General features: G+C 48.0%; 18 protein-coding genes. 1 reads left to right on the plus strand and 17 read right to left on the minus strand.

The features are described 5' to 3' along the window. Window positions 1–63 precede the first annotated feature (63 nt). The 11 genes from HGH91_RS27490 to HGH91_RS27540 all read right to left on the minus strand — a co-directional run bounded on the left by HGH91_RS27490 (window position 64) and on the right by HGH91_RS27540 (window position 16,799). A complete protein-coding gene (locus HGH91_RS27490) occupies window positions 64–1,584 on the minus strand; it encodes a discoidin domain-containing protein (RefSeq protein WP_168742412.1) in 1,521 nt (506 codons plus the stop codon). A 27-nt stretch (window positions 1,585–1,611) separates the two neighbouring features. Beyond that, window positions 1,612–2,709 (minus strand): discoidin domain-containing protein, encoded by a 1,098-nt coding sequence (locus HGH91_RS27495; RefSeq protein ID WP_168742414.1) that lies wholly within the window; start codon window positions 2,707–2,709, stop codon window positions 1,612–1,614. Between the two features lie 41 nt (window positions 2,710–2,750). After that, window positions 2,751–4,550 (minus strand): RagB/SusD family nutrient uptake outer membrane protein, encoded by a 1,800-nt coding sequence (locus HGH91_RS27500; RefSeq protein WP_168742415.1) that lies wholly within the window; start codon window positions 4,548–4,550, stop codon window positions 2,751–2,753. Window positions 4,551–4,648: 98 nt separating this feature from the next. Then, a complete protein-coding gene (locus tag HGH91_RS27505) occupies window positions 4,649–7,999 on the minus strand; it encodes a TonB-dependent receptor (RefSeq protein WP_168742417.1) in 3,351 nt (1,116 codons plus the stop codon). A 220-nt stretch (window positions 8,000–8,219) separates the two neighbouring features. After that, window positions 8,220–9,488 carry a FecR family protein gene (locus tag HGH91_RS27510; RefSeq protein ID WP_168742418.1) on the minus strand — a complete coding sequence of 423 codons (1,269 nt, stop codon included), beginning with the start codon at window positions 9,486–9,488 and terminating at the stop codon, window positions 8,220–8,222. A gap of 151 nt (window positions 9,489–9,639) precedes the next feature. Beyond that, on the minus strand, window positions 9,640–10,224 hold the full coding sequence (locus tag HGH91_RS27515) for an RNA polymerase sigma-70 factor (RefSeq protein WP_168742420.1): 585 nt from the start codon (window positions 10,222–10,224) through the stop codon (window positions 9,640–9,642). A 342-nt stretch (window positions 10,225–10,566) separates the two neighbouring features. Then, complete coding sequence (locus HGH91_RS27520; protein WP_168742422.1) at window positions 10,567–12,180, minus strand: glycoside hydrolase 43 family protein; 1,614 nt, start codon at window positions 12,178–12,180, stop codon at window positions 10,567–10,569. 21 nt (window positions 12,181–12,201) lie between these two features. After that, window positions 12,202–14,673, minus strand: a complete 2,472-nt coding sequence (locus HGH91_RS27525; RefSeq protein ID WP_168742424.1) for a beta-galactosidase — start codon at window positions 14,671–14,673, stop codon at window positions 12,202–12,204. Window positions 14,674–15,173: 500 nt separating this feature from the next. After that, window positions 15,174–15,614: a YqgE/AlgH family protein gene (locus tag HGH91_RS27530; RefSeq protein ID WP_168742426.1), complete on the minus strand. Its 441-nt coding sequence runs from the start codon at window positions 15,612–15,614 to the stop codon at window positions 15,174–15,176. A 38-nt stretch (window positions 15,615–15,652) separates the two neighbouring features. Next, the gene (locus tag HGH91_RS27535; RefSeq protein WP_168742428.1) at window positions 15,653–16,183 is read right to left on the minus strand and encodes a GNAT family N-acetyltransferase; all 531 of its coding nucleotides are present in this window, start codon (window positions 16,181–16,183) and stop codon (window positions 15,653–15,655) included. Window positions 16,184–16,193: 10 nt separating this feature from the next. After that, window positions 16,194–16,799 carry an FMN-binding negative transcriptional regulator gene (locus tag HGH91_RS27540; protein ID WP_168742430.1) on the minus strand — a complete coding sequence of 202 codons (606 nt, stop codon included), beginning with the start codon at window positions 16,797–16,799 and terminating at the stop codon, window positions 16,194–16,196. A gap of 74 nt (window positions 16,800–16,873) precedes the next feature. On the opposite strand from HGH91_RS27540, the gene HGH91_RS27545 reads away from it, so the two are divergent. Next, window positions 16,874–18,358 (plus strand): PLP-dependent aminotransferase family protein, encoded by a 1,485-nt coding sequence (locus HGH91_RS27545; RefSeq protein WP_168742431.1) that lies wholly within the window; start codon window positions 16,874–16,876, stop codon window positions 18,356–18,358. A 19-nt stretch (window positions 18,359–18,377) separates the two neighbouring features. Here HGH91_RS27545 and HGH91_RS27550 read toward each other — a convergent pair whose 3' ends face one another. The 6 genes from HGH91_RS27550 to HGH91_RS27575 all read right to left on the minus strand — a co-directional run bounded on the left by HGH91_RS27550 (window position 18,378) and on the right by HGH91_RS27575 (window position 23,073). Continuing rightward, a complete protein-coding gene (locus tag HGH91_RS27550) occupies window positions 18,378–19,100 on the minus strand; it encodes an SDR family NAD(P)-dependent oxidoreductase (protein WP_168742433.1) in 723 nt (240 codons plus the stop codon). Between the two features lie 72 nt (window positions 19,101–19,172). Beyond that, window positions 19,173–20,060 carry a helix-turn-helix domain-containing protein gene (locus HGH91_RS27555; protein ID WP_168742435.1) on the minus strand — a complete coding sequence of 296 codons (888 nt, stop codon included), beginning with the start codon at window positions 20,058–20,060 and terminating at the stop codon, window positions 19,173–19,175. A gap of 117 nt (window positions 20,061–20,177) precedes the next feature. Then, a complete protein-coding gene (locus HGH91_RS27560) occupies window positions 20,178–20,543 on the minus strand; it encodes a SnoaL-like domain-containing protein (protein WP_168742437.1) in 366 nt (121 codons plus the stop codon). 24 nt (window positions 20,544–20,567) lie between these two features. Then, on the minus strand, window positions 20,568–20,903 hold the full coding sequence (locus HGH91_RS27565) for an ArsR/SmtB family transcription factor (RefSeq protein WP_145669982.1): 336 nt from the start codon (window positions 20,901–20,903) through the stop codon (window positions 20,568–20,570). Next, entirely contained in the window at window positions 20,884–21,336 is a 453-nt protein-coding gene (locus HGH91_RS27570) for an SRPBCC family protein (protein ID WP_168742438.1), read from the minus strand. The genes HGH91_RS27565 and HGH91_RS27570 overlap by 20 nt, the downstream gene beginning before the upstream one ends. Before the next feature lie 135 nt (window positions 21,337–21,471). Further along, window positions 21,472–23,073 carry a SusD/RagB family nutrient-binding outer membrane lipoprotein gene (locus tag HGH91_RS27575; RefSeq protein ID WP_168742440.1) on the minus strand — a complete coding sequence of 534 codons (1,602 nt, stop codon included), beginning with the start codon at window positions 23,071–23,073 and terminating at the stop codon, window positions 21,472–21,474. Window positions 23,074–23,092: the final 19 nt, after the last annotated feature.

The raw sequence follows: 23,092 nt of genomic DNA on the forward strand, positions 1-23,092 counted from the left end.
ACTTCTGGCAACATAGCCCGCAGGCATATACCTGCGGGCCATCAACATATAAACATTCATCACTCAATACGCGCCAATCTCCGCCAGCGAACAAGATTTCCCATCATCATAACTGCTGGTGGTTACTATCCTGAAATACCTGGCATCTACCGGGGCTGTAAAAGAAATAAACTGGTCCATATCACTTTTTCTCAACGTAAATACACCTTGCGACGTCCAGCTACCGGTAGCGGTTTTCGTGTACACCGTCATTTCTTTGATACCTGGCCATACGCCCTGACGATCCCTGAAGGTAAGCCCTTTTAATAAGTGGGATGCTCCCATGTCGATCGTGAGCTGATGCGGGTGCGTAGGTTCTGATCCGCTATACTGTGTATGCCAGTAGGTAGATGGATCGTTATCCAGTGCGTTGGTAGCCGGATAACCGCTTTCCTCTGAATCTACATCAGCAATTATCCAACCCGTTTTCGGAATTTCAGGCTGCGAGCCAATAGCAGGGTCAAGTACCGGCTCCTGGTTAATAAACGAATAGTGATAGGAGACGATCGTTTGACGATAGCCATTATTACCTAGTACATCGACTCTCAGCTCATAGCCTCCCTCCAGGTTCCACAGCTCATTTATCGGCGTGGAGATGCTAAAACTATCTGTTCCTATCGGAGCGGCCGACCAACTGGGCGTATCGTAAGAATCAGTGTTGGCATCCGGATCCTGGTACACGTTAATCCCATTCACCGGCTGGGCTGCAAAAAAACGCCCGGTGATCACCATGTTACCATTTGCGTAACTGATATGCACCTTCTTCGCATACGTTTTAAAAGACTGCTGATAATTGGTTACTACCGTATTATTAAACAACTCGCAGTTGTTTAAAATAGCACAGGCGGCTTTCGTAAAAATAGCTCCCTTGGTGAAATCGGTCGTGCTCATTACAGAAGTACCTATCGTAGCGGCTTCGCTCCTTTTCTCCTTGTCGTGCGGCAACCCAAGGCCATGGCCCAGTTCATGCGCATTGCCAGCTACCCAGTCAATTCCCGGTCCATACTGTTTGATATCGAGCTTGTCGTGGTCCAGTATAAATGCCCAGTTACCGATGCCATAGTAAGGAACATCAGCATGGGTAACATCCGGTACCGGCGTGATCACGAGATAATGTTCACTTCTTTTTTCATCGGGATGCTGGTCAAAGTAGGCTTTAATTTCCTCCATCTCAGGTCCTGCGCCACCATCGTACTTGTACGAGGAGGCAGGATGGGCGCCATGAACCACGGAAAACATGACCTGTGTGCCAGCGGCATTTGTCTGTAATCCGAAAGATTTGTTACCAAACCCGTTACGCTTCATTTCCTTCCCATAAAAATCACGGAAGAAAAACAGCATATCAGTCATCCGCTCCCGGTAACGTACCAGGGTATCCTGCCCTTGTGGTACGAAGTACACTACATTCAGCTTATAAGTACTCTTGTTCACTTCCACGACCGGCTTTTCGCTATCCGTGGCTGTTCCGGAATGCTTAGCACAGTAGGTAAACGGCAGCGTCAATCCCACCCCCAAAATATACATCCATAGGTTAACTCTTTTCATATGCATGTGTTATTTTATGAAAAATGATTACAATGCGCCGTATAAGTTGATCTCTCCCAGGAAACCAAAGAAATTGGGACCTTTGGTGAGCACCACTTTCACATACTTCCAGGACTGAGGCGGTACAGAAAAAAACTGCTCAGCATTCTTCTGCACGAAAGGGAAAGTACCCAGATCTGTCCAGGTTTGCCCATCCGTGCTGGCCATCAGCTGTATTTCGGTTTGGCCGCCGTTGTTGTTCTGGCGATTTACCAGGCCAAACCTGGAAATAGTGGCGGCTTGACCAATATTCACGGCAATCCAGTGAGGATAAGGCGTTTCGGCGCTAGACCAGGTAGTATGCCAGAACGTATTGATATTGCCATCTATCGCTGCGGTAGCGTAGCCATTTACAGGTCCTTCCCCACCGTCTTCCTGGTCGCTGAACCCAGCAATGGACCAGCCGCTCTTGGGAAGTTTCACTTCTACTAATGGGGTAATGGATGCGCTCACGGGGTTGGACTGACGCCGGGATATATCCGTTACCGTTACTACCACCGTAACAGGGCTGCCTCCTGGCATCCCGGAGAGAAATCCTACGCCCTGTTGTGCGGCCGAGGTAAACGCTTTGCTCACCACTTTATTAGTAGCCGGATCTGTGTAGGCGGCATTTACAATCACCGTTTTTCCTGAGTTGTTTTCCCAGGCCACGCGCGCGCCGCCAATCGACGCCGTGATTTTGATCGTACTGGCGATCGCAATGTACACCGGAGGCTTGGGTGTGAGCGACAATGTAGTCACTGCGCTCACGGCTCCCTGTGGACCTACTGTTTTGATAGTGAAATTATAGGGTTTGTCTGTCAAACTACCTATCACCGCCGTGTCGGTATAACGGCTGAACTTCTGTTCAATGGTGTTACCCGTTGTATCCGTATAACTAATGGAAGTATAGAGATAAAGCGCTGAATCTTTCGGGCTGCGGCCAATAGCATCCCAGGTAAAGATAGCCTCACCGTAACCTGGCGCGCCTTTTACATTACTCAATGCAGGTGGAGGGGCGCCTGCATCTTCTTTCTTACTACAACTGGTCAGGTAAAAGAATATAATCCCTGACAGTATACCCAATAATAACTTTTTATGTAGCATAACGGAAAGTTGTTTGGATGATGAATTGTTTTTCAAAGCGACTACCAACCGGGATTTTGAACCAGGTTATTATTCTTGCTCAGTTCCTGCACGCTGATTGGGAACAGGTAGCTGGCGGGCGTACGGAATACCTGCGACATCACAGGCGTTACCTGGTTGAAGGAACTTTCATCGGCCCCCTGGAAGTTCATCCCATAAATGGTTTGATTCAGGTATTTATCGCCTTGTTTCCAACGGCGTACATCCCAGAAGTACTGTCCTTCAAAAACCAGTTCTATGGTACGTTCCCGGCGTATAATATCCCTCATTTCATCCTGGGTAAATACAGGAGCATGGCCGGCAATAGCCCAGGCAGCCTGTACTGTAGGCAACATGGATCTTTGCCGGATCATATTCAGGTTATCCAGCACCTGCTGTTGCTGGCTAACGCCGTAATATTCATTCAATGCTTCTGCATAAGAGAGGTATAACTCAGCCAAACGGATGATAGGCCAGGGATAGTGAACAATGGTAAAATTGTTGTCGTCTGCTACAGTTTGGGGATGCACTACTTTTTGCACGAGGAACCCGGTGCTGGAGTAGTTGGTAGCGCCAGAGCGCCATCCCTGATCTTCCCCCGCTTTGAAATGCATCGTTTCGGCGGTGCCGTTTACCAGGAACTTGCCGTTATCATAGGCCACAGATGCGTAATAACGGGGATCACGGTGGAGATTCACATTCATGGTGCCCTCATCAGGATCTACTTCATATCTTTTCGCATACGCCCAGGTAGGATCTTTATCTATCGGCAGTCCGTTTTCCGTATAGAAAGTTTCCACCGTTCTTAAACTCGGGCCAATACCATTGTAAGAATTACCTGTCAGCGGGGCACAGTTCTGCTGCCATTGGTACCAACCTTCCGGTACGGAATAACCCCATATCAGCTCTACATTCCACGGATCTACCATCGCAAAGCGGTAGGCGATCATCCCGGTATCACGACGTGTTTTTTCAAAAATATTGGTAGGGCCTTTATAATCCGCAAACTGGTACAGGCGTTTTCCACTTTGCGTGGCAGCATCTATTGCTTCCTTGATAGCGTCAATAGCGCGTTTCCATTTTTCCTTGTCGTACGAAACGTTCATCAACTGCTGGCCATTCCGGTCTTTGAAACTAGCATAATACTCGCTGTTACCATTAAACAGCGGAGAAGCTGCCGTCAGCAGCAGCCGTGCTTTCATGGCCTTTACAATCACGGTTGTAACCCTTCCCAGTTCATTTTGAGCAGGAATGGTGTTAGGTAGTAAGGTAATGGCTTCATCATATTTTCTTACGATATAATTCACACCCGAATCATAGGATTGACGGAACGGGAAAATATCATTGCCTTCTGTACTACTGAAATCTACCTGGTGATCAATCAACGGGATAGGTCCATACTGGCGCAACAGGATATAGTGATAGTAAGCGGTGAGAAAAATTGCTTCCCCTTTCCAGCGCTTCGCTATATCAGCGGTAACACCCGGTACCTTATCTACGTTATCCAGGAAGATATAGCATTGCCGTATACCTTCAAAAAGACTGACACTGGAAACGATGTTCTTCCCTTCCCAATAGTTAAATAATGGATTAGATGAATTTTGTTCCCCTCTCAATAACCTTGTGATTACATTTCCCTGCCATACGGTAATAGCCTGGTCAGTAGCACAGGCACTGATGTTACCATAGCTGGCATCATTTTCAGTGGGCATGTAAGCATACAGCGAGTACAGGAAGCGCAACGCTGTATTGTAGTTCTGGAAAGCCGTATTGATAGTGGCCGTGTTGGGCGGTACAATGTCGAGATACTTTTTGCAGGACAATAATCCTGATGATAAAAGAAGAACAAAAAGACCCCCGAATATATATTTGCGTTTGAATAGATACATAAATTTCTTTTTCTGCTGGTGAATGGATGTTATCAGAGATTAAACTGCGCGCCTAAATTGACAACCATCTGTGGAGGATATCCTAAACCATTACCTCCACCCTGTTCAGGATCCCATAGTTTGAACTTTGAGAACGTGAGCAGATTAATGCCTCTCATATATACCCTGACAATCTTGGCTGGGTTGTAGCCAATCTCAACTTGCTTCAAACGCAGGAAAGAGAAGTCGCGCAACCACCAGGAAGAAGATTGTTCATTATTGGGAGCTGTTTCCAGGGCAGTTAGCCTTGGGTAGAAGGCATACAGGTTTTGATTGTCGGACGACCAATGGTTGTCAGCAATAGCCGCAATCAGGTTATTCTGGGAGCGCCCGAAAGGCCGGAACCCATTGATATAATCAGACATGTGCGATAAACCCTGGAAGAAAACACCCACATCAAATTTCTTGTACGTAACGGTAAAACCAGCACCGTACACAATTTCAGGCACCCGTGGATACCCCATGGCTACCCGGTCGTTGTTATTGATCATGCCATCACCATTGATATCTTTGTACTTGATATCGCCGGCTTTGGAGGCAATAAATACCGGGCTGTTAGCCGCTTCTTTGTCGTCGATAAATAAACGTTCTGCCACCAGGCCAAAATTGGTATTCAGCGGATGCCCCATGAATGACAGGTTCGGGAGACCCAGTGCTGCATAATTCGGTTCATCGTAATACAATATTTTGTTACGTGCGTAGGTAAATGTTCCCCTGAAAGAAACCTGCAGGTCCCTGTTAAAGCTATGATTATACAAGAGCGTAGCATCTATACCATGGTTCAGCACCCTTCCGATATTGGAATAAGGCAATGCACTCGATACGCCGGCTGTAGCAGGTATAGTACCCCGTTGTTGATAAATGTTGCTGCGTTCTTCCCGGAACCAGTCAAGATTCAGGGTAAGATCGTTAAACAAGCCCAAATCCACACCCAGGTTCATTTTTTTACTGATCTCCCATTGAATATTATTATTCGGATAACGGGTAATCTGGATGCCCGACATGCCATTGTCGAAGTTATAGCCGGTAGTAAAACCGTTTCCGGCATTCATATTCACTACGCTGAGGTAGGGAAAGCGATCGCCCCCGATCTGGTCGTTACCAGACAAACCGTAGGAAGCGCGTACTTTCAGCAGGTTAATATGGCTGGTCCACGCCGCGTCTTTAAAGAACGATTCATTGGATGCTACCCAGGAAATCCCGCCGGCAGGGAAGAAACCATAACGGTGGCCGGCTGCGAAGTTTTCAGAACCAGTATAACCAAGGTTGGCCTCCAGGTAATAACGGGAGTCATAACCATAGGCCAGGCGACCCGCCCACCCCTGCTTACGGGAAGGTAACGCATCTACAATGTTGTCACCAGGCGTATTGGTATTATACTCATTTCTTAAAAACACCAGCATACCAGCTACATCGTGTTTATCATTAAACACACGGTTATAGTTCAGCGTGGTTTGCATATACAATGTTCTGTCGCCAGCATTACTTCCTGACTGGCCCAATGCCGTAGACCCACCAGCTGCTGCAATCCAGTTCAGGTTATAGGTATATTTTCCATCCGCATCTTTTCTATAGCTATCCAGGGTATAATAATAAGGCGTATAGCTCCTGGTAATACCGCTGCTGGACCAGTTCTTGAAAGAGATGAGGGCATTAAAGCTCAGTCCTTTGGTGATCATATTCAGGTCCTGTTTTCCCCGCAAAGTGGTCAACAGGGTGGAAGCGGCCGATTGACTATACCCTTTGATCATGTCGGCATAAGGGTTATCGCGGGTATTGGCTCCCAGGAAACCGTCTGTTTTATTACCGAAATAAATATGATCCAATGCGCCATCGGCGGGTGTGGGATAATAAGCGGGGAAATCCACGCCATTGGCGCCCATTACACTACCAAACAAGGAAGAGGCACTGTTGGCAGGGCCGGTGTTCCGGTAATAGTCGGCGTTGATATTCAGCTCCAGCTCCGTGGTCTTGGTGGCTTTTACGCTCACGTTATTTACGAAGTTGAAACGGTTGTTATCGATGTTGTTTTTAAACCCGGTCAGCAAGCCGTTGTTCAGGATACCCATGTCCTTATAATAGGCAATGCCCATGTAGTAACGCGCTACCTGGCCGCCTCCCGTCACATTGAGGTTGGCGTGGTGGCTCAGCGCATAATCCTTAAACAACATTTTATACCAATCAACATTTGGATAGATATAAGGATCCAGTCCCTGCGCGGTACCATTGATCTTTTCCTGGGAGTAACGGTCGGCATTATAGGGGTTGTCGTTCCGTAATGCTTCGTTGTACAATTTCATGTAAGAAACACCGTCGGTAAACTTCACAATCTGTGTAGGGGTAGAAACGGTACTTTCCACCAACCCGCTGATCTTTGGCTTGTCCATGATCTTACCGTGCTTGGTTTCAATGAGGATAACGCCATTGGCGCCTCTTGCACCATACAATGCGGTAGAGGAAGCATCTTTCAGGATAGAGAAGCTTTCGATATTGCTGGGGTCAATACTGTTAAGATCGCCGGCAGATATTTCCACGCCATTGAGAAAGATCAATGCACCGGTACCTCCGTAAGTAGATACGCCCCTGATCCAGAACTGTGCGCCACTACCGGGCTCCCCGGTAGATTGCCGCGCAATAACCCCTGATAGTCTACCCGCAAAGGAGGATGATAGGGTGCTGGAAGGCGTCTTTAATTCCTGTGGGGAAATAGTAGTAATAGCACCTACGATACTGATCTTCTTTTGTTTGGTATTAAAACCCGTCACTACAACGGAGTCGATACCGATAGAAGAAGGCGCCAGCTGTACTTCCAGGTAGGTTTGATTATTTACCGGTAATTCTTTGGTGGTATATCCCAGGTATTTAAACAACAGGGTAGCATGCCCATCTTTCACCTGGATCACGAATTCGCCCTTCTTGTCGGAGTAAACACCGTTGGCGGTACCTTTCTCCTGTACACCTACCCTTTCCAGGGGTTGTCCTTTTTCATCGGTTACATGCCCACGGACGGTTACCGGTGGGGCAGTAGCACTTTCTGCTTCCGGCGCCGTCGCCGATTTTTTCAGGATGATCGTATTATACCTGACTACGTAGGTAAGCCCTTGTTTGTCCAGGCATTTATCCAGTACATCCCGCAAAGGCATATCCTTTGCGTTGAGGTCGATACTGGTGGCATTTTTCAGCAGGTCAGGATTGTAAATCATCTGATAACCACTCTGCTGGCCGATCACCCAAATTATTTTTTCCAGGGAAAGGTTCTTCCCCGACAAATTAATCTTTTGAGAATAGGCATTGCCCCGGACCTGCAGGCAGGTGACCAACATAACAAAAAAAGCAAGTCTCATAACGATGTGTAGCAAGATTCTGGTTCTGCGCCAACTCCCATAAAATGAGCGCGCATTTTGCACGTGCAAATACATATATTTGTATAGTTTCGTTTTTGATAACAGGATTACTACGCCTTGTCTAGAAAGCGGACATTTCTACCGGAATACCGCCTGGCCGCGGATTCCGGTTTATTTTTGGTTGATACGTGGTGTGATAGATTTATTTCATTGTTCCTCCTTATTCTGAAATACGTGATACAATAATTTTATTTCCTGTGATATGGAAGCGTAAGCGGCCGTCTGCTTCCAATATTTCTATTAGTTCACTGATATTTTCCTTTCGTTCTATGTTTCCGGCAAAACGGATATCGGTCATATCCCCATTGTATTCCACAGTTACATCGTACCAGCGGGATAGTTGCCTCATAATGGTTTTTACATCGGTAGACCTGAACACGAACCGTCCATTCTTCCAGGCAATTTCTGCCTCGAGGTCTGCCGGCCTTACCTGTAGCGTATTGGTTTGCGGAAACCATACCGACTGCTGTCCGGGTTTCAAGATGACGGTATTTACACCCTTGTGCATATTTACCGATCCTTCTACGAGCGTAGTTTTCACCGCCTTCTCATCATCATAGGCCATGATATTAAAATGGGTACCCAATACCCTTACTTCTCCTCCATCTTCACCCGCGCGCCGTATCTTTACCAGGAAAGGCCAGTCTGCCTTTTCACCCGATGCATGTGCCACCTCAAAATAGGCTTCGCCCGTGAGCACCACTTCCCGGCTATTTTTATTGAAAGGCACCGGGAATTTCACCGTGGAGGCGGCGTTGAGAAAAACATGCGTACCATCAGACAGCACCACTTCATACTTGCCTCCTTTAGGGGTAGACACCGTATTCCAGATCTCGCCTTGTGCAACAGCGCCTGCTTTATGATACACTAACACACCTGCCTGCTGTTGGGCAATCAGGCTCCCTCCCTGCATGGCTACGGTATCGGCTGTACTATCTTTTAAAGCGACCATAGCGCCGTTCCCCAATACCAACGTGGCTTTATTGCCACCAGGATTAATAAAGGCACTATTGATAACTGGTTTATGTCCCGGTGTCTGTTCACCCGTTTGCAATGTGACATACCGGATGAGTATAGCGGCAAAACAGATCGCTGCCGCGGCCATACTCCATTTCCAAAAGGCCGGCTGCCTCCACAGGCGGACAACCCGGCGGTCGGTATCGGTATCCGCATCCGTTGCCGGCAACGATAAGCCAGCCGACGTCATTACCCGTTGGGTCAAGGCATGGACATCATATTTTTCTACGGCTCGCAACTCACTTTCCCAATGCGCAGGATCGCTGAGCCGCTGGAAGATGGCTTCATTCCCTTTGTCTGCCGCTATCCAGGCTTTCAGCGCCTGTAACTCCTCCGCTGTAATCTTTCCGGCTCTCAATTGTTGTATCAGCGCCGCTATGTGCAACGCTTCACCTATCCATTCTTCTTTCATGGCATGCAAAGGAATTTTCTATCTATAATGACAACGCCGCCTGGTACGTTTTGTACCATCGGCATTACAAAGTTTTTTTTCAGGAAAATAATATAGCCACCGCAGCAAGGGAAGAATCGCCTCACAAGGCGCCCTGGCAGCCGATTTTCGCCTATTGCCGAAACAACAGCAATAATGCAAGGTAAATTTCCAAATGAGACCGGTGTCCCAATTTATTCCTGATAATAGAGAGGGCTTTTGTTTTTTGGTTACGAACTGTCTGGTCGGAGAGATTTAATTGTACGGCTATTTCCTGGTTGCTGAGTTGATGTATATATCCCAGGATGAATACTTCCCGCATTTTGGCTGGCAACGCGGCGATGGCTCTTTGCAGTTCCACCATCATTTCTGCATAAATCACTTCATCTACAGCTATATCTGTATGCACTTCATTAAATGCTTCAAATTTCCGCTGTTCCCGCTGCCGGTCCCGTATATATTGCAGCGAGGCATTCCTGGCGGCAACATAAAAGAACCTTTTCACGTTGGTAAAGGAGTGAAACGTTTCCCGCTTCTCCCATACTTTCACCAACACGTCTGTTACAATATCTTCCGCGGCAGCACTGTTCATAATAATCCTATCTGCATAACGACAAAGCACAGGTCCATAAACGCCAATGAGATGGCGGAACGCGGATTCATCTCCTGCCCTTAACCGATTATAACAATCCTCGTCATCTAATACTTCTAAAACCATAGCACAGGCAAGCACCTTATGTTAGTAAATTAAAAATGCAGATTTTCCGGCGATTGAAAACTGCCGTAGCCGGCAAAACAGATATCGCTTGTAGCCCCTACTCTCCTTTCATCAGGAATAAAATTTGCATGTTCACTAATGTATCGGGCTATACTTCGTAAAACTACACCAAAATTGATTTACTTACATGTTTTCTTTGCAGTGCATTTTCCTTATAAAAAATCACCCCCTGTTGTGGAAAAAATTACCCCCTGTTATAAAAAATAGTGGCCTCCCGGGAACGGGAGGCCAGGTTGAGCTATTCCACGTGCTATTAATAAAAGCATCTTCTTTTTTTACTTCTTATTGCCTTCCACCAGTAAAATGAAACCAGTTAAAATCAGCATCACCACCTTCACTTCCGGCAATGGTATTAAAGTTAAATAGTGCAAAACGGTTAGCTGTCCATGGCAGCCCCAACCCCATCTTTAGCTGATCTCCAAAGGGAATAAATTTTTTCCCATCCAGGCTATATGAAAAGCTAGCCGTGAACCCCTTATCTGTGGCAACCGCACTGAACCAGATTTTCGTTTGTGATATTCCTCCTATGCTATCAATCGTTTTGCCATCGTTCACCATTACCAATACTGTATGTCCAGCCTCTTTTTTAACACCGATAAAAGCATATGGGTCCTGGAAAACACCAAAGCCTGCCACATCTCCCTCCTTTAATCCAGTAATATCCATTTCCACGGTACCCTGGCTGAACGGCCCCTGCACCCGCTGGGTGAGCGTATTGCGCGCCTCCTTTAATGAAGCTGCATAAGAAGCCTGCAGCCGCATATATCCTTTCCTGCTGGCAAGCGACCATTTGCTGTTATCTGGATTATGGTTCCATTGCCATTGCAGCCCCAGCTGAGGGGTATTGAACTCATCCGAAGTAGCCGGCGCATTAATTGCAAATGTCTTTCCCACATCCGGTTTTCTGCCGGTCACAAACCCTTTCCCATTATCGCCCAATATCGGCCATCCATCTACCCACTTCACCGGCAACAAATGCGGTACCCGCCCAATAGGACCACGATCCTGCATGATGATAAACCACCAGTCACCGTTTTTCAATTGCACCATACCGCCCTGGTGAAGACCGTTATTGGGATACGAACTTTCGTCCTGGTAAATGATCTTTGATTCATAAGGCCCTGTAATAGATTTGCTGCGTAAACAAACCTGCCATCCTTCTGTACCACCGGCGGGATTGGCAATGTAGTAGTAACCATTGATCTTATATACATGCGATCCTTCCATGCCATACTTGCCATTGGGCGCTGAAGAGCCTTGCGGGCGCTCAATGCCGCCCTGCCAGATCTTTACCGCCTTTCCTTTCACCGACAATGCATCAGGCGCCAGCTCAGTCAGGTACAGTGTGCCCTGGCCATGCACCACGTATACCTTACCATCATCATCAAAAAATAATCCGGGGTCATACAGGAACTCGGGGAAAATGGTCCTGGTCCAGGGCCCCTTCACATCTTTTGCAGTACAGATAGAAAAATGTCCCTTCTCTGTTCCCCATCCAGAAGGCGTGCAAAAACCCACATAGAACAAACCGTTATGATGCCGGATGGTAGCAGCCCAGGAGCCATTGAGATATAACGTGCCGCCTTTCATATCGTACCTGGGATCTTCGTTATAGCGATCTACTGCGTAACCTGCCATTTCCCAGTTCACCAGGTCTTTAGACCGTAATATGGGACAGCCAGGCACATAGTGCATACTGGTAGACACCATATAAAACCAATCGCCCACCCTGATTACATCAGGATCCGGCCAATCACCCCATTGGAGCGGGTTGGTAAAGGTTCCATTGCCATTGTCTGCTGTCCATCCGGTAGTACCACCTGCTTTTTGCGCTGAAACCACACCAGGCATAGCCCAGGTGGATAGCAGCAATAGCGGGAATAATAGTCTCTTCATCGTTATTGTTACTTAAATATTTTATTGTTTGAATGCGGCGTCTTCCAGGCAGGGTCTGATTTCTACTGCATGGAGCTGTGCGCCACTGACTGTTTGTCTCAGTCCGAATACCAGCACATTCTTTTTTTGCTTCCCTGTGTTTAACCAGCATTCGGGGAGATAAAATTCCCGCTGCGGACCTGTTTCCCAATGACGGCCAATGTTATGACCGTTCAACCACATATAGCCGTTGCCGGAAGCGTTGATCCTGGCCATCCAGGGCACCCATATGCGGGGGGAAATATCAGGGAGATAAAATTCGACACGATACCAGGTAAACAAGCCTGTTTGCCCACCTTTGGGCTGCATCCGGTTGCCTTTACGCGGTATTTCGCCCGTTGTATCCAATGCCACCTTTTCCCAACCAGATGGTTCGAACCCTGGCTGACAGTAGTTTTGCGTAACACCGGCTACATCTGCGGCATACTCCCAGCGCAAAGGATGTGATAATAAGGTATCCGTTACCGATAAGCCTCCTGCCCTGATGCCCGCTGGCTCTTCCATAGGCACGTAACCATGCGCATGTCCTAAATTCTCATAGGCGACTACTATTTCGTTTGTTCCTGTTTTCAATAGTCCGGCCACCTCAAAACGGTTGTCGAATTCGTTACTGCCAATCCGTTTGTCGGCATCCCGGGTGGGCCAGGATTGGGCATCTGCCTTATCGGGGAAAAGCCTTTTTGCCGGCACGCCATTCACAGTTACGGAAACAATGTCGCGTGTGAACATATTAAACAACAGGTATTTCTCCTTGCTCACCTCAGCAGCGTTGAGCTGAAATGCCGCCCGGTAAAGGCTATACCTGAAATCGCTGATACCCAGTGCGGGTAAAGATGCAGCAGCTGGCAACGGTTTCCATACGGCCCTGGCTACCGGGTCCTCTATTCGTTTAGCAACAGCAATACGTATGGGTTGTATGGCAAGTGCCGGGCGCTCAACCGGAACTGCCGCTTTAGGCCACCATTGCCCTTTCTCCGGTGATGCTCCCGGAGGTATCACCAGGATACCAGCGCCCAGCGCCGGCAAATCTGCCTCAATGGTAAATGCAGGCATCGCCAACGAACCGGAAGCACCTGTGTTAATATCGTGTATCAATACTCTTTCACCATGCTGGTTAATATTATACATGGGCACAGATGGTTTGTCTATTTTCCCAGGCACCAGCGTCACTTTTTCTTTGACGGCATGTTCCTGATCGGTATTATGCAGGAAAACAAACCGGGTACCATCGGGCGCTACGCGAACGCCGCCAAACAGTTTTCCGGATGACTGTAGCTCACAAGGGCCACCAGCTGCCCGGGCCAACTGGCCGCCATATACCCGGAGAAAATCGCCTATCTCTTTTGCTACGGCATACTTGGCTCCCACCGCGCCATTTTCGCGGATAGCCGCATTGTAATCATAGCTGGTGGTCATTCCCCTGGCACCCCACCCGGCAAAATGAGTACCACCATAGAACATATAGTAGTTGATCCCCGTAGCGCCTCCCAGCAGCGACATTAAACTGATCGCTTTTAAATGACGGGCATCGGAATAATTTTCTTCACTCAACCTACCCGTGACCAACGAAAACCACCCACCCTGCAACTCAGTGACCATACCCGGTGCATTCGGCTGAGCCTTTCGCAGGTTCACCATCCGGCGGGCACAGCTGGGCGCTTCGGTTAGATCTACATAATAGTTATCACAATCAAACACCTGCGATAGTTCCGGATCCTTGCTAGCCCTGCACTCCCCCGTAAGGCAAGTAAACAGTGGTACATCTATGCCATTACTTTTTGCGGAACGGTACAACGCTTTTAAGAATAACTCCTTATTGGGTGTGTCATGCGCGTCGTATTCATTCTCCAGCTGGAACAGGATCACTCCCTTCTGCCCCTTCTTTTTCCGGGTAACCTGCTCTGCCGCTACCACCTTTGATACGGCTTTCCACCAATGCAGCGACCATTCGATATGCACCGGGTCTGCACTCCGCAACCAGAAATCACCTTTACCGGGGCCTTTCAGACTTAACCAGCGTGGATAGCCACCTCCTGACCATTCTGCACATAGAAATGGTCCGGGACGTACAATGGTATAAAGACCAAATTCTTCCTGCGCCATTTTTAACCAGGCTTTCAGCTCCCGGAAATCAAACTTCGAGGTGTCATTTATATTATATGGCATATTGCGCTCATGCCAGTTCCACGGGATATAGGTTTCCACAGTATTAAATCCCGCCTGTTTTATTTTCCTGAAACGGTCCCTCCAGAGTTCCTGCGGACAACGGAAATAATGAAAAGCCGCGCTGTAGATAAATACATCCTTTCCATCAATGGTCATACAACTGCCATCATAGCGGATCCTGTCCGGATATCGGAAGTGCCGGGCTGTATCGCTATGCATACTCATGGCGCTGATGTTGACTTTTGCAATAAATGTCAATACCAGCGCAACACTGAGGATTCGTCTCATTCCTTCTCTATTTAAAAATTATATATCAATAGCCGTGGTAAACTGGTTGGCAGTCAGCATCTATTAACTAACGCTGGTTTAAACAAAAACACCGGAATACCCCATTTTTCTATTACAACGCCACTGATAATGTTTTGTACCATCGGGGCACAAAGTTTTTCTACGCTCAGCGGTTGGCTGCCAAAATTACCCAGCGCCAGGAATAGTGCCGGCTTAAACGTGAACTTTTAAAATAAAAGACCTTGCTTTTATCGGGAGACTTTTCAATATCGCTGATGGGCCTTTGATTGTATCTCAACAGTTCCTGGCCCAGGTATCTCGCTTTTACCGCCGCCAAAGATGCGGCATGCACTTCATTTATTTCTCCATAAAACTGACTATTTCAAATGCTTTTTTTGCCTGCAAAGAGTAAGTTAAGTGCCAGGTCACCCGGGTAATGGGTGCCGGCTAAAAAGGGGGTACAACAAAAAATAGTAAACAGGGGTGTTACAAAGATCCCGTTAAAACAGGTTCCCGTTTTCTACTATCTCCCAACTGCCTTCCGCTATTTCTTCTTCCAACTCAAACGAATCCCAGCCACAATAGCCGATAAACAATCGTATATCGTTTTCTGTAATCGTTTTATTATTCATGTATTTCACGGCAGCTTTGAAATCTCCACCAACATAAATATCACCGGCTACCGGTACACCGCCTTCAATCAAGTCCGGGCGCCGGTGTATAAAATATAGATGCTCACGGTCTACCGGACCACCATCATACAGTGAAAAGGCAATACTATGGCGGAACTCCACGAGCTCATTGAACTTACGGGGAAAAAGTTTGTTGACAACGAAGCCCATCGCACCTTTGTCGTTCACTTCAGTAATAAACAACTGTGTGCGCTCAAAAAAACTATCATCCAGCAGTGGGGTACTACTCAAAAACATACCTGCATTCATCGGCCTTCTATTGTGCCATGAAGGTAATTTTTTTCGTACTATTTACGTGCTTCCCATTCTTCCCGGCCAATGCGATACAGGAAATTCAACTTGGGGGGCTCGCCATAGTAGTTCACTTCCTGGGTAGCGATATTCTTTGCGCCCAGCCGGCCTATGGCAACCTGGGAACGGATATTATTGACCCCGATATGAAAATACACCTGGCCCACAAATTGAAAGGCATGGTCCAGCATCAACTTTTTAACGCCGGGATTTATACCGGTGCCCCAGTAAGCGGTGCCATAAAAAGTATAGCCAATCGCCACACCGCTGGCGTCATAGTCATAATAACGGGTGCTGCCAATTACCTGACCCGTGGCTTTCTCTACAATCTTAAATGCGCCCTTGCTCTGGATAGCGCCTTCGAAGAAGGTGCGGAACAGGTCGTGTTGCCAGCGGTCTTTATTAGGATGCTGTTCCCACACTTTAGGGTCGGAGGCAACAGCATACACAGCCGGGAAGTCAGTTTCCTCTAATGGCAACAGGATCACCTGTTCATTTTCCAGTACGGGTTGTAACGTAAACTCCATAATACATGATTTATAGATTCCTGATATGACGTGCTAAATCCTGGTCGAGCGGCTGTTCACTCTTTTCCAGGTGTGCGGCAATGCGCTCCCGCTCTGCAGCTGTTTTGTTCTGGCTTAATTTCTTTTGTCCCTGCAGGTTGGTCACCTCCAGCTCAAATGCCACGATCCCCTGTATCATACCTTGCCGGTATTTGTCAGACAGGCTATGCCACCGGGCCAGGTAAGCAGGATCGTAGAACGTGATCATTTGCTCCAGCACCTTTACTTTGGCGGCATTATCGCTTAGTACCCTGGCCTGACCGTAGGCATGTACCGCGATATAATCCCAGGTGGGTACGCTTTCGTGCTTATCGTAATGTGCCGGCGAAATGTACGCATGCGGCTCGGAAAATATGATGAGCGAGGGAGTGGTTTCAATGTATGTTGCCTGCTCATTAGCTGCCGCAAAGTGTGCGCTCAGCACCAGTTTGCCGCTGCTGTCGTCTACCACGAAAGGTAGGTGCGTGGCTACGGGCAACAGATCCTTTACGGTAACGATGGTGGCAAAGCTGTATTGCTTCATAAAGCCAATCATTTCTTCCTGGTCCTGGAATTGAAAAGAACGGGGTGTGTACATATCTATCCTTGCGTTTAATGAGTACACAAAAATACCAAGGAATTGGATTACCTTAGTAGACCAATTACAACAAAATGAATAGGCCAATTTCGAGACAGATTTTCACCACTATACACCTGCAACATACCGGTAAACGCGCCGTATACCTGCAATTGGCCGATGCCCTGCTGGCATTGATAAAGAAAGAACAGCTCCGGCCAGGGCAAAAGTTACCCGGCTCACGTGACCTGGCCGAATGGCAGCAAATCAACCGGATCACTGCCGCCAAGGCGTATGAAGAGCTGCAAACACAAGGCTGGCTGGAAAGTTTTGTGGGACGGGGGACGTTCGTTGCCCGGCATTTGCCCACCATGCGGCCCAAGCCCCTGCAACCCGTACAAGCAACCGGGTCCAACGAAACAGCCGGGTTTTCGGTGCCTGCCCCCGCCTATCTCGCCGCAAGGTTGCCGCTTGTTACCGGCCGGCTGCATTTAGACGATGGATTTCCCGATCCTTCCCTGGCCCCCCTCAAAGAACTATACCGGGCCTGGAGGGGCCAGTTGACCCGTAGTGGATTGTACTATAAATTTGGCAGCTACAGTCGCCCCGAAGGGCCGGAGCTGTTCAGGACCGCCATTTCCAATTACCTCAACGATACCCGGGGACTCAATACCAGCCCGAAAAATATCCTGTCGGTCAACGGTACTGTAATGGGGCTTAACCTGGTGTGCAACGGGCTGATTGAGCCTGGCGACGTCATCGTATCCGGCATACCTGGCTGGGGACGGGCAGAACAAAACTTCCTGCATGCTGGCGCGAAACATATAGGCGTTCCCGTAGATGAACATGGCCTGGTAACGGATGAACTAAAGAAAATCTGTCGCAGGAAAAAAGTGCGCATGGTATATGTGACCCCGCATCACCACTACCCTACCACCGTATCGCTGCGGATCGACCGCAGGCTGGAGCTCCTGCAGCTGGCGCAGGAATATGGTTTTATCATTTTTGAAGATGATTACGACTACGACTTTCATTATAAGAACCGCCCCCTCCTTCCCCTGGCCAGCGCCGACGACCGCGGTATGGTGATATATGGCGGTTCCTTCAGCAAGAGTTTTTCCCCCGCCGTTCGTATTGGCTACTTAGTAGCGTCTGAAAACGTGATACAACACCTGGCCCGGGTGCGCATGCTGCTGGACCGGCAAGGAGATCATATCCTGGACAATGCCATGGCCGAAATCCTCAACGACGGCACCGTACAACGTTACCTAAGAAAAACGCTGGCAGTATACAAAGAGAGAAGGGATTTTTTCTGCGATTTGTTGCAAAGCGAGTTGGGAGAGCTGGTCCACTTCAACATACCTGAAGGAGGCATGACGGTATGGGCTAACTTTGCGGAATATATTAACCTCGAAATGCTGGCACAGCAGGCATCTCAGAAAGGGTTATATATTTCCGACGGGAAAGTGCATCAATACCCCGGGTATCATACCAATGCCATCCGGCTGGGGTTTGCGTCTTCTACAAAAGAAGATATGACCGCCAGTATAGCCATTTTAAAATCATTGCTAAAAAAATAGGGCAATGCCGGCAGGAAAATTACCACGCCATTTCACCCCCTTCCGCATCATTACTGTAAAACTTCCCTGTCGGCCCATTCTCATCAAGTGTGGCAAAACGTACAATAATAGCCGCTGCCTCTTCTACGGTACCTGTTCCCCGGTGCTGGTTAAAATCGGTGGCGGTATAACCCGGATCTATGACATTCACCTTGAATGGGGTATCTCTCAATTCATACGCCAGTACTACCGTATAGGCATTTAGTGCAGTTTTGGAAGGACCATAGGCAGCGCCTTTCACGTTATAATACTTCCAGGACGGATCTGAGTGGTTGGCAAGCGAAGCTAAACCGGAGGTAACATTTACAATCCTTGGCTGGGCCGACTTTTGCAATAAATTCATCAACGCCTGGGTTAAACTGATAACCCCGAAAAAGTTGGTATCAAATACTTCCCGGATGGTGGAGCCAGGCGCGTTGGTGGCCTGTTGGGGATAGTTGCCGAGAATACCGGCGTTGTTGATCAATACATCCAGGGAGCCGGTGGTGCTGCTTACCTGGTGGTGCGCTGCCTGGATAGAGGCCGGGTCGGTAACGTCCAGTTGTACAACGGCAATACGCGCTGTGCCTATCTGCGCAGCCGCGGCTTTGCCCTTATCAAGGTCGCGGCTACCTATATATACAAAATAACCATCGTTCCATAAACGCTTAGCGGTTTCAAAACCTATGCTCCTGTTGGCGCCTGTAATAAATACTGATTTCATACGATCTGTTGTTTTAAATGATGGTACAAAATTAGGCGCCCGCAATGCCGATAAATGGTATCGGCACCGGCATTAATGGTACATTTTCCGGGTGGTATTCCGGTATAGTAAGGGTGTTTGTCCACCGAGGCGTTTAAAGAACCGGTTGAAGTAAGAAGCGTCTTCAAAGCCCAGTTCGTAGGCGATTTCTTTAATAGAGTGGTCGGTATGAAACAGCAGGCGCCGGGCTTCCAGCAGCAAACGGTCATGGATATACGCGATGGCAGTTTTGCCCGCCTGTTCCCGTATAGTATCTCCGAGGTGACCGGCGCTGATATTCATCAGGTGGGCATAGGCGGCCACTTCATGCAGATCGCGGTAATGCTGCTCCACCAGGTGGCTGAAATGTTTCAGCAGCTCCCGCCCGGGCTGTACGGCATCCTGGAACTGTTCGTTATATAACCGGCTGAGGAAGATCAGCAATACCTGCAAATAGGCAATGAGCATGGAGTTGTGCCAGGTGTCCTGTGCATGGAACTCTGCCACCATACACTGCATCGTATCTTTGATATGCCGCATGGCGGTAGCGTCGAGACTCATCTCATGTCCATTGTGGGGATTCTGAATAATAGGAAGTTGTTTCAGGGAACGGGTTTCATCCCTGGCCAGGAAGGCATCTGTAAACCTGAGTATGATGCCCTTCATGGGCTTCGCCTGTTCTTTTACATGTACCTGGTGAGGAGCGGAAAAATAAAAATGGGATGGTTGCAGCGTATAAGGCTGCATATCCACCCAATGACGGCTGCTGCCCTCTTCTACCAATACCAGGAAGTAGTAATCTTTCCGGTGTGGCTTCAGGAAAATGGCGGGATATTCCCGATGTTCGCCGTTGACCTCCCAGATATCGAAGTGTATGGGGTGTCCGTCTGCTCCCCGCATCGGGCTATGGGGAATATCTTTGACGAGGGTGTTACTTTCCATTTATTAAAGATAGCCATTTTCAAATGGTCTGTTCACGCGAAGACGCGAAGAAGCAAAGCAACGAAAGAATTTCTTAGCTGCTTTGCTTCTTCGCGTTTCTGCGTGAAAATATCCTTATTAATACAGGAACTGCTCGGATATAATCTTCCCATCCGCTACTTCGTACAACATGATCTCATCTATTTTCACTCTTCCAAAATCCGCTACGGTAAAGTCCATCATCCGGCTCACGGCAAAGTGCCGCCCGGCTACTACCGGTGTGGAGGTAGTCAGCTGATGTACTTCCTGTATCTTTTTTACCCAGTCTTCTCCTTTTTTGCGCACGGCTGCTTTGCCTTCCGCAAATCCAAAATAAGGCGAGTCAGCAGGATCTATGCTTTTTACATCTGCAGAAAAAAGTTCCTCCTGTATGTCAAACCATTTTTCCTGCATGGCCAGTTCATTGAATCTTGTTGCCACGTCCTGCGTGCTGAGCGTTGTCATGGTCATTAATTTTAGCTGTTAGTGTCAATGGCCTTTACTTTTATGGCCGGTGTTATCCAATAAATTTTCCAGCTTTTTCAGCCTGTGCTGCCAGAATACGTCGAAGAAGCTGATCCATTGCTGCAGGGCCTGGAAGCCATCCCGGTGCAGGGTACAATACCTTTCCCGGCCTTTGTCTTCGATGACAATAAACCCGGTGCTGTGCAGTATTTTTATATGCTTCGACACCGCCGGACGGCTCATTTCAAAATGCGCTGCCAGGGCATTGATGGTGAGTGTATCCTGCGACAATAGCTGTAAGATCTGCCTCCTGCTGGGATCTCCAATAGCCTGGAATATATCAGGCGTTGGCTGCGTCATGTAATACGGCGTTTAAAAGATCATCGATTTTCTGCAGCTTCTGCCTCCATCCGTCGGTCATGCCATTGTAGATGTTGAAATCTTCTATCTCCCGGAAACCGCTATGTTCCAGTTTAACGGTGGTGCCTTTTTCATCCGACGAGAGCGTCCACTCCACCAGCGAGTCCAATGATATTTTGCCGCTCCCGGGGCCCGCTTTCCAGGAATAGGTCAACTTCTTAAAGGGTACCATCTCCAACACCTTACAATACATAATGCCGTCTATGTCGAGGCTGGGTATTGGTTTGGTCCTGAACTGAAAATCATGCCCGATAACAGGTTCAAAATCGTTGGGCATTAACCATTGCGACATCAATTCAGCAGTGGTCAGGTAGGTCCACACCTTCTCCACAGGATGTGCAAAGAAAAACTCGTGACGAATGGTCTTAGTCATAATATGTAACTTTTAGGTTACACAAATGTATGTGTAACTTTTTAGTTACGCAAATTTATTTTTGAGCGGGCAGCAAAAAGCCCCGGAGAAATGCTTCCCCGGGGCCTTCTATGTAACTACTGTATGCGTAAATACTTACTTCATCCACCATACCTTCACCGCAGTAGAGTTACCCCCCATGCGGTTGGCCTGGTCATTATAATTGGCAGTGTTGTTCACTGATTCCTGTTGCGGATACTGTAAACGGTTAAAGTTGACATAAGTAGCCGGGTTACCATCGCGCGGAGTACGACCGGTTCTTCTCCATAAGTTATAGGCAAGCCAGGGCTGACGGAAGAAGGACAGCCATTCCTGCGCATAAATTTTATTCAGCTTCTGATCATCTGTACCGGTAAAGGCCACTTTAGGATTGGCAAAAAGTGTAGCCATCTGCGCAGCTGTAGGGCTCGGAGGCGCCACCGCCGACCAGTTATCATTGGTAACATTGGTAGTATGTGCAATAGAATCCCAGAAGTTGACAGAAGAGGTAATACCACTGAAATATTCATTGCCGGCGCTCACCATGTCTTTATTTACACCTAGGCCGCGTGCATAAGCTTCCGCTTTCAGGAAATGTACTTCTGCTGCAGTCATGAACAATTCAGGCTGATAATAAATATCCCTCACCATCAGGTAATTAACCGGGGAAAATACGCAGTTGTCTTTATTGGAGAAGTCAGCATCTCTATTCCCCGTGTAAGGATTGGTATTATCGCTGGCAGTGCTGCCAGGGGCCAGTGGCGCCCACTTACCGGCCTGGTTGGTTTCAAAAAACAATTTCGCCCGCGGGTCAAAGATCTGTGCGTCCGCATTGCCATCTGCCAGCATATTCCAGCAGGTAGTACTCATGCGCACAAATTTATGAGAAGTGAAAGACCAGAAACGGCTATCATTCAATACGTAGTTGTTCAGCTTCTGCGGCCACATACCGGCATCTTCATGTTCCCCGATCAACGGTATGCCACTCAACGCATATTGCAGATAAGGAGTGGCTGTAGCAGGATCTTTCTCTACTATCTGCATGGCATAACGCAGCAACAACGAGTTGCCAAACTTCTGCCACATGGTAATGCTATTGTTGAACAGCGTTTCAGAAGAGCCCAGGGTTACATACGGCTTGCCTCCGGGTGTATTGGCAGCAGTGGTAAGGTGCTGGGACGCCCACTTCAGCTGATCCAGGGTAGTTTTATAGATACTCTCCTGGGAGTCGTACGCCGGCCGGAAATTAGCCGTTTCATTGGTGTAAGCCAGTCCCGCTTTGGAATAAGGCATATCCCCAAACTGGTCACTTATACGCAGCGTTTTGTAAGCTTTCAGGATATAAGTGATCCCCTGTATATTATCCATCTCCGCTTTATCGCCCACATAAGCATTGATCTTATCCTGGATCTGGTTAAGGTTCTGGAGCGCAGAATAGTAGTCGTTCCAGATATCCAAAGCGCCATTCTGTACCAGGTAACCAGAATTACCACTAATGGTAGCCAGCTGGGTAATGGGATAATAATACTCATTATGAATGGCCGCCTGCTCCTGCCCTTTCAGAAACAGGGTACTGATCACCCCATTCACCATGGGAGGAACGGTAGTGGTAGTAGGCAATCCCGGAGTGGTATTGATATCCTGGAAATCTTTCGTACAGGCGCCCAGCGTCATCGAAACACCCGCTATATAAAGGAATATTTTTTTTGTCTTGTTCATGTTTGCACATTTTAATCGG

It is taken from the genome of Chitinophaga eiseniae, assembly GCF_012641265.1.
Classification (GTDB): domain Bacteria; phylum Bacteroidota; class Bacteroidia; order Chitinophagales; family Chitinophagaceae; genus Chitinophaga; species Chitinophaga eiseniae_A.

Bases quoted from the DNA above. Each gene is read 5' to 3' on its own strand.
- HGH91_RS27490 (WP_168742412.1), bottom strand. From the start codon at position 1,584: ATGAAAAGAGTTAACCTATGGATGTATATTTTGGGGGTGGGATTGACG.
- HGH91_RS27495 (WP_168742414.1), bottom strand. From the start codon at position 2,709: ATGCTACATAAAAAGTTATTATTGGGTATACTGTCAGGGATTATATTC.
- HGH91_RS27505 (WP_168742417.1), bottom strand. From the start codon at position 7,999: ATGAGACTTGCTTTTTTTGTTATGTTGGTCACCTGCCTGCAGGTCCGG.
- HGH91_RS27510 (WP_168742418.1), bottom strand. From the start codon at position 9,488: ATGAAAGAAGAATGGATAGGTGAAGCGTTGCACATAGCGGCGCTGATA.
- HGH91_RS27515 (WP_168742420.1), bottom strand. From the start codon at position 10,224: ATGGTTTTAGAAGTATTAGATGACGAGGATTGTTATAATCGGTTAAGG.
- HGH91_RS27520 (WP_168742422.1), bottom strand. From the start codon at position 12,180: ATGAAGAGACTATTATTCCCGCTATTGCTGCTATCCACCTGGGCTATG.
- HGH91_RS27525 (WP_168742424.1), bottom strand. From the start codon at position 14,673: ATGAGACGAATCCTCAGTGTTGCGCTGGTATTGACATTTATTGCAAAA.
- HGH91_RS27530 (WP_168742426.1), bottom strand. From the start codon at position 15,614: ATGAATGCAGGTATGTTTTTGAGTAGTACCCCACTGCTGGATGATAGT.
- HGH91_RS27535 (WP_168742428.1), bottom strand. From the start codon at position 16,183: ATGGAGTTTACGTTACAACCCGTACTGGAAAATGAACAGGTGATCCTG.
- HGH91_RS27540 (WP_168742430.1), bottom strand. From the start codon at position 16,799: ATGTACACACCCCGTTCTTTTCAATTCCAGGACCAGGAAGAAATGATT.
- HGH91_RS27545 (WP_168742431.1), top strand. From the start codon at position 16,874: ATGAATAGGCCAATTTCGAGACAGATTTTCACCACTATACACCTGCAA.
- HGH91_RS27550 (WP_168742433.1), bottom strand. From the start codon at position 19,100: ATGAAATCAGTATTTATTACAGGCGCCAACAGGAGCATAGGTTTTGAA.
- HGH91_RS27555 (WP_168742435.1), bottom strand. From the start codon at position 20,060: ATGGAAAGTAACACCCTCGTCAAAGATATTCCCCATAGCCCGATGCGG.
- HGH91_RS27560 (WP_168742437.1), bottom strand. From the start codon at position 20,543: ATGACAACGCTCAGCACGCAGGACGTGGCAACAAGATTCAATGAACTG.
- HGH91_RS27565 (WP_145669982.1), bottom strand. From the start codon at position 20,903: ATGACGCAGCCAACGCCTGATATATTCCAGGCTATTGGAGATCCCAGC.
- HGH91_RS27570 (WP_168742438.1), bottom strand. From the start codon at position 21,336: ATGACTAAGACCATTCGTCACGAGTTTTTCTTTGCACATCCTGTGGAG.
- HGH91_RS27575 (WP_168742440.1), bottom strand. From the start codon at position 23,073: ATGAACAAGACAAAAAAAATATTCCTTTATATAGCGGGTGTTTCGATG.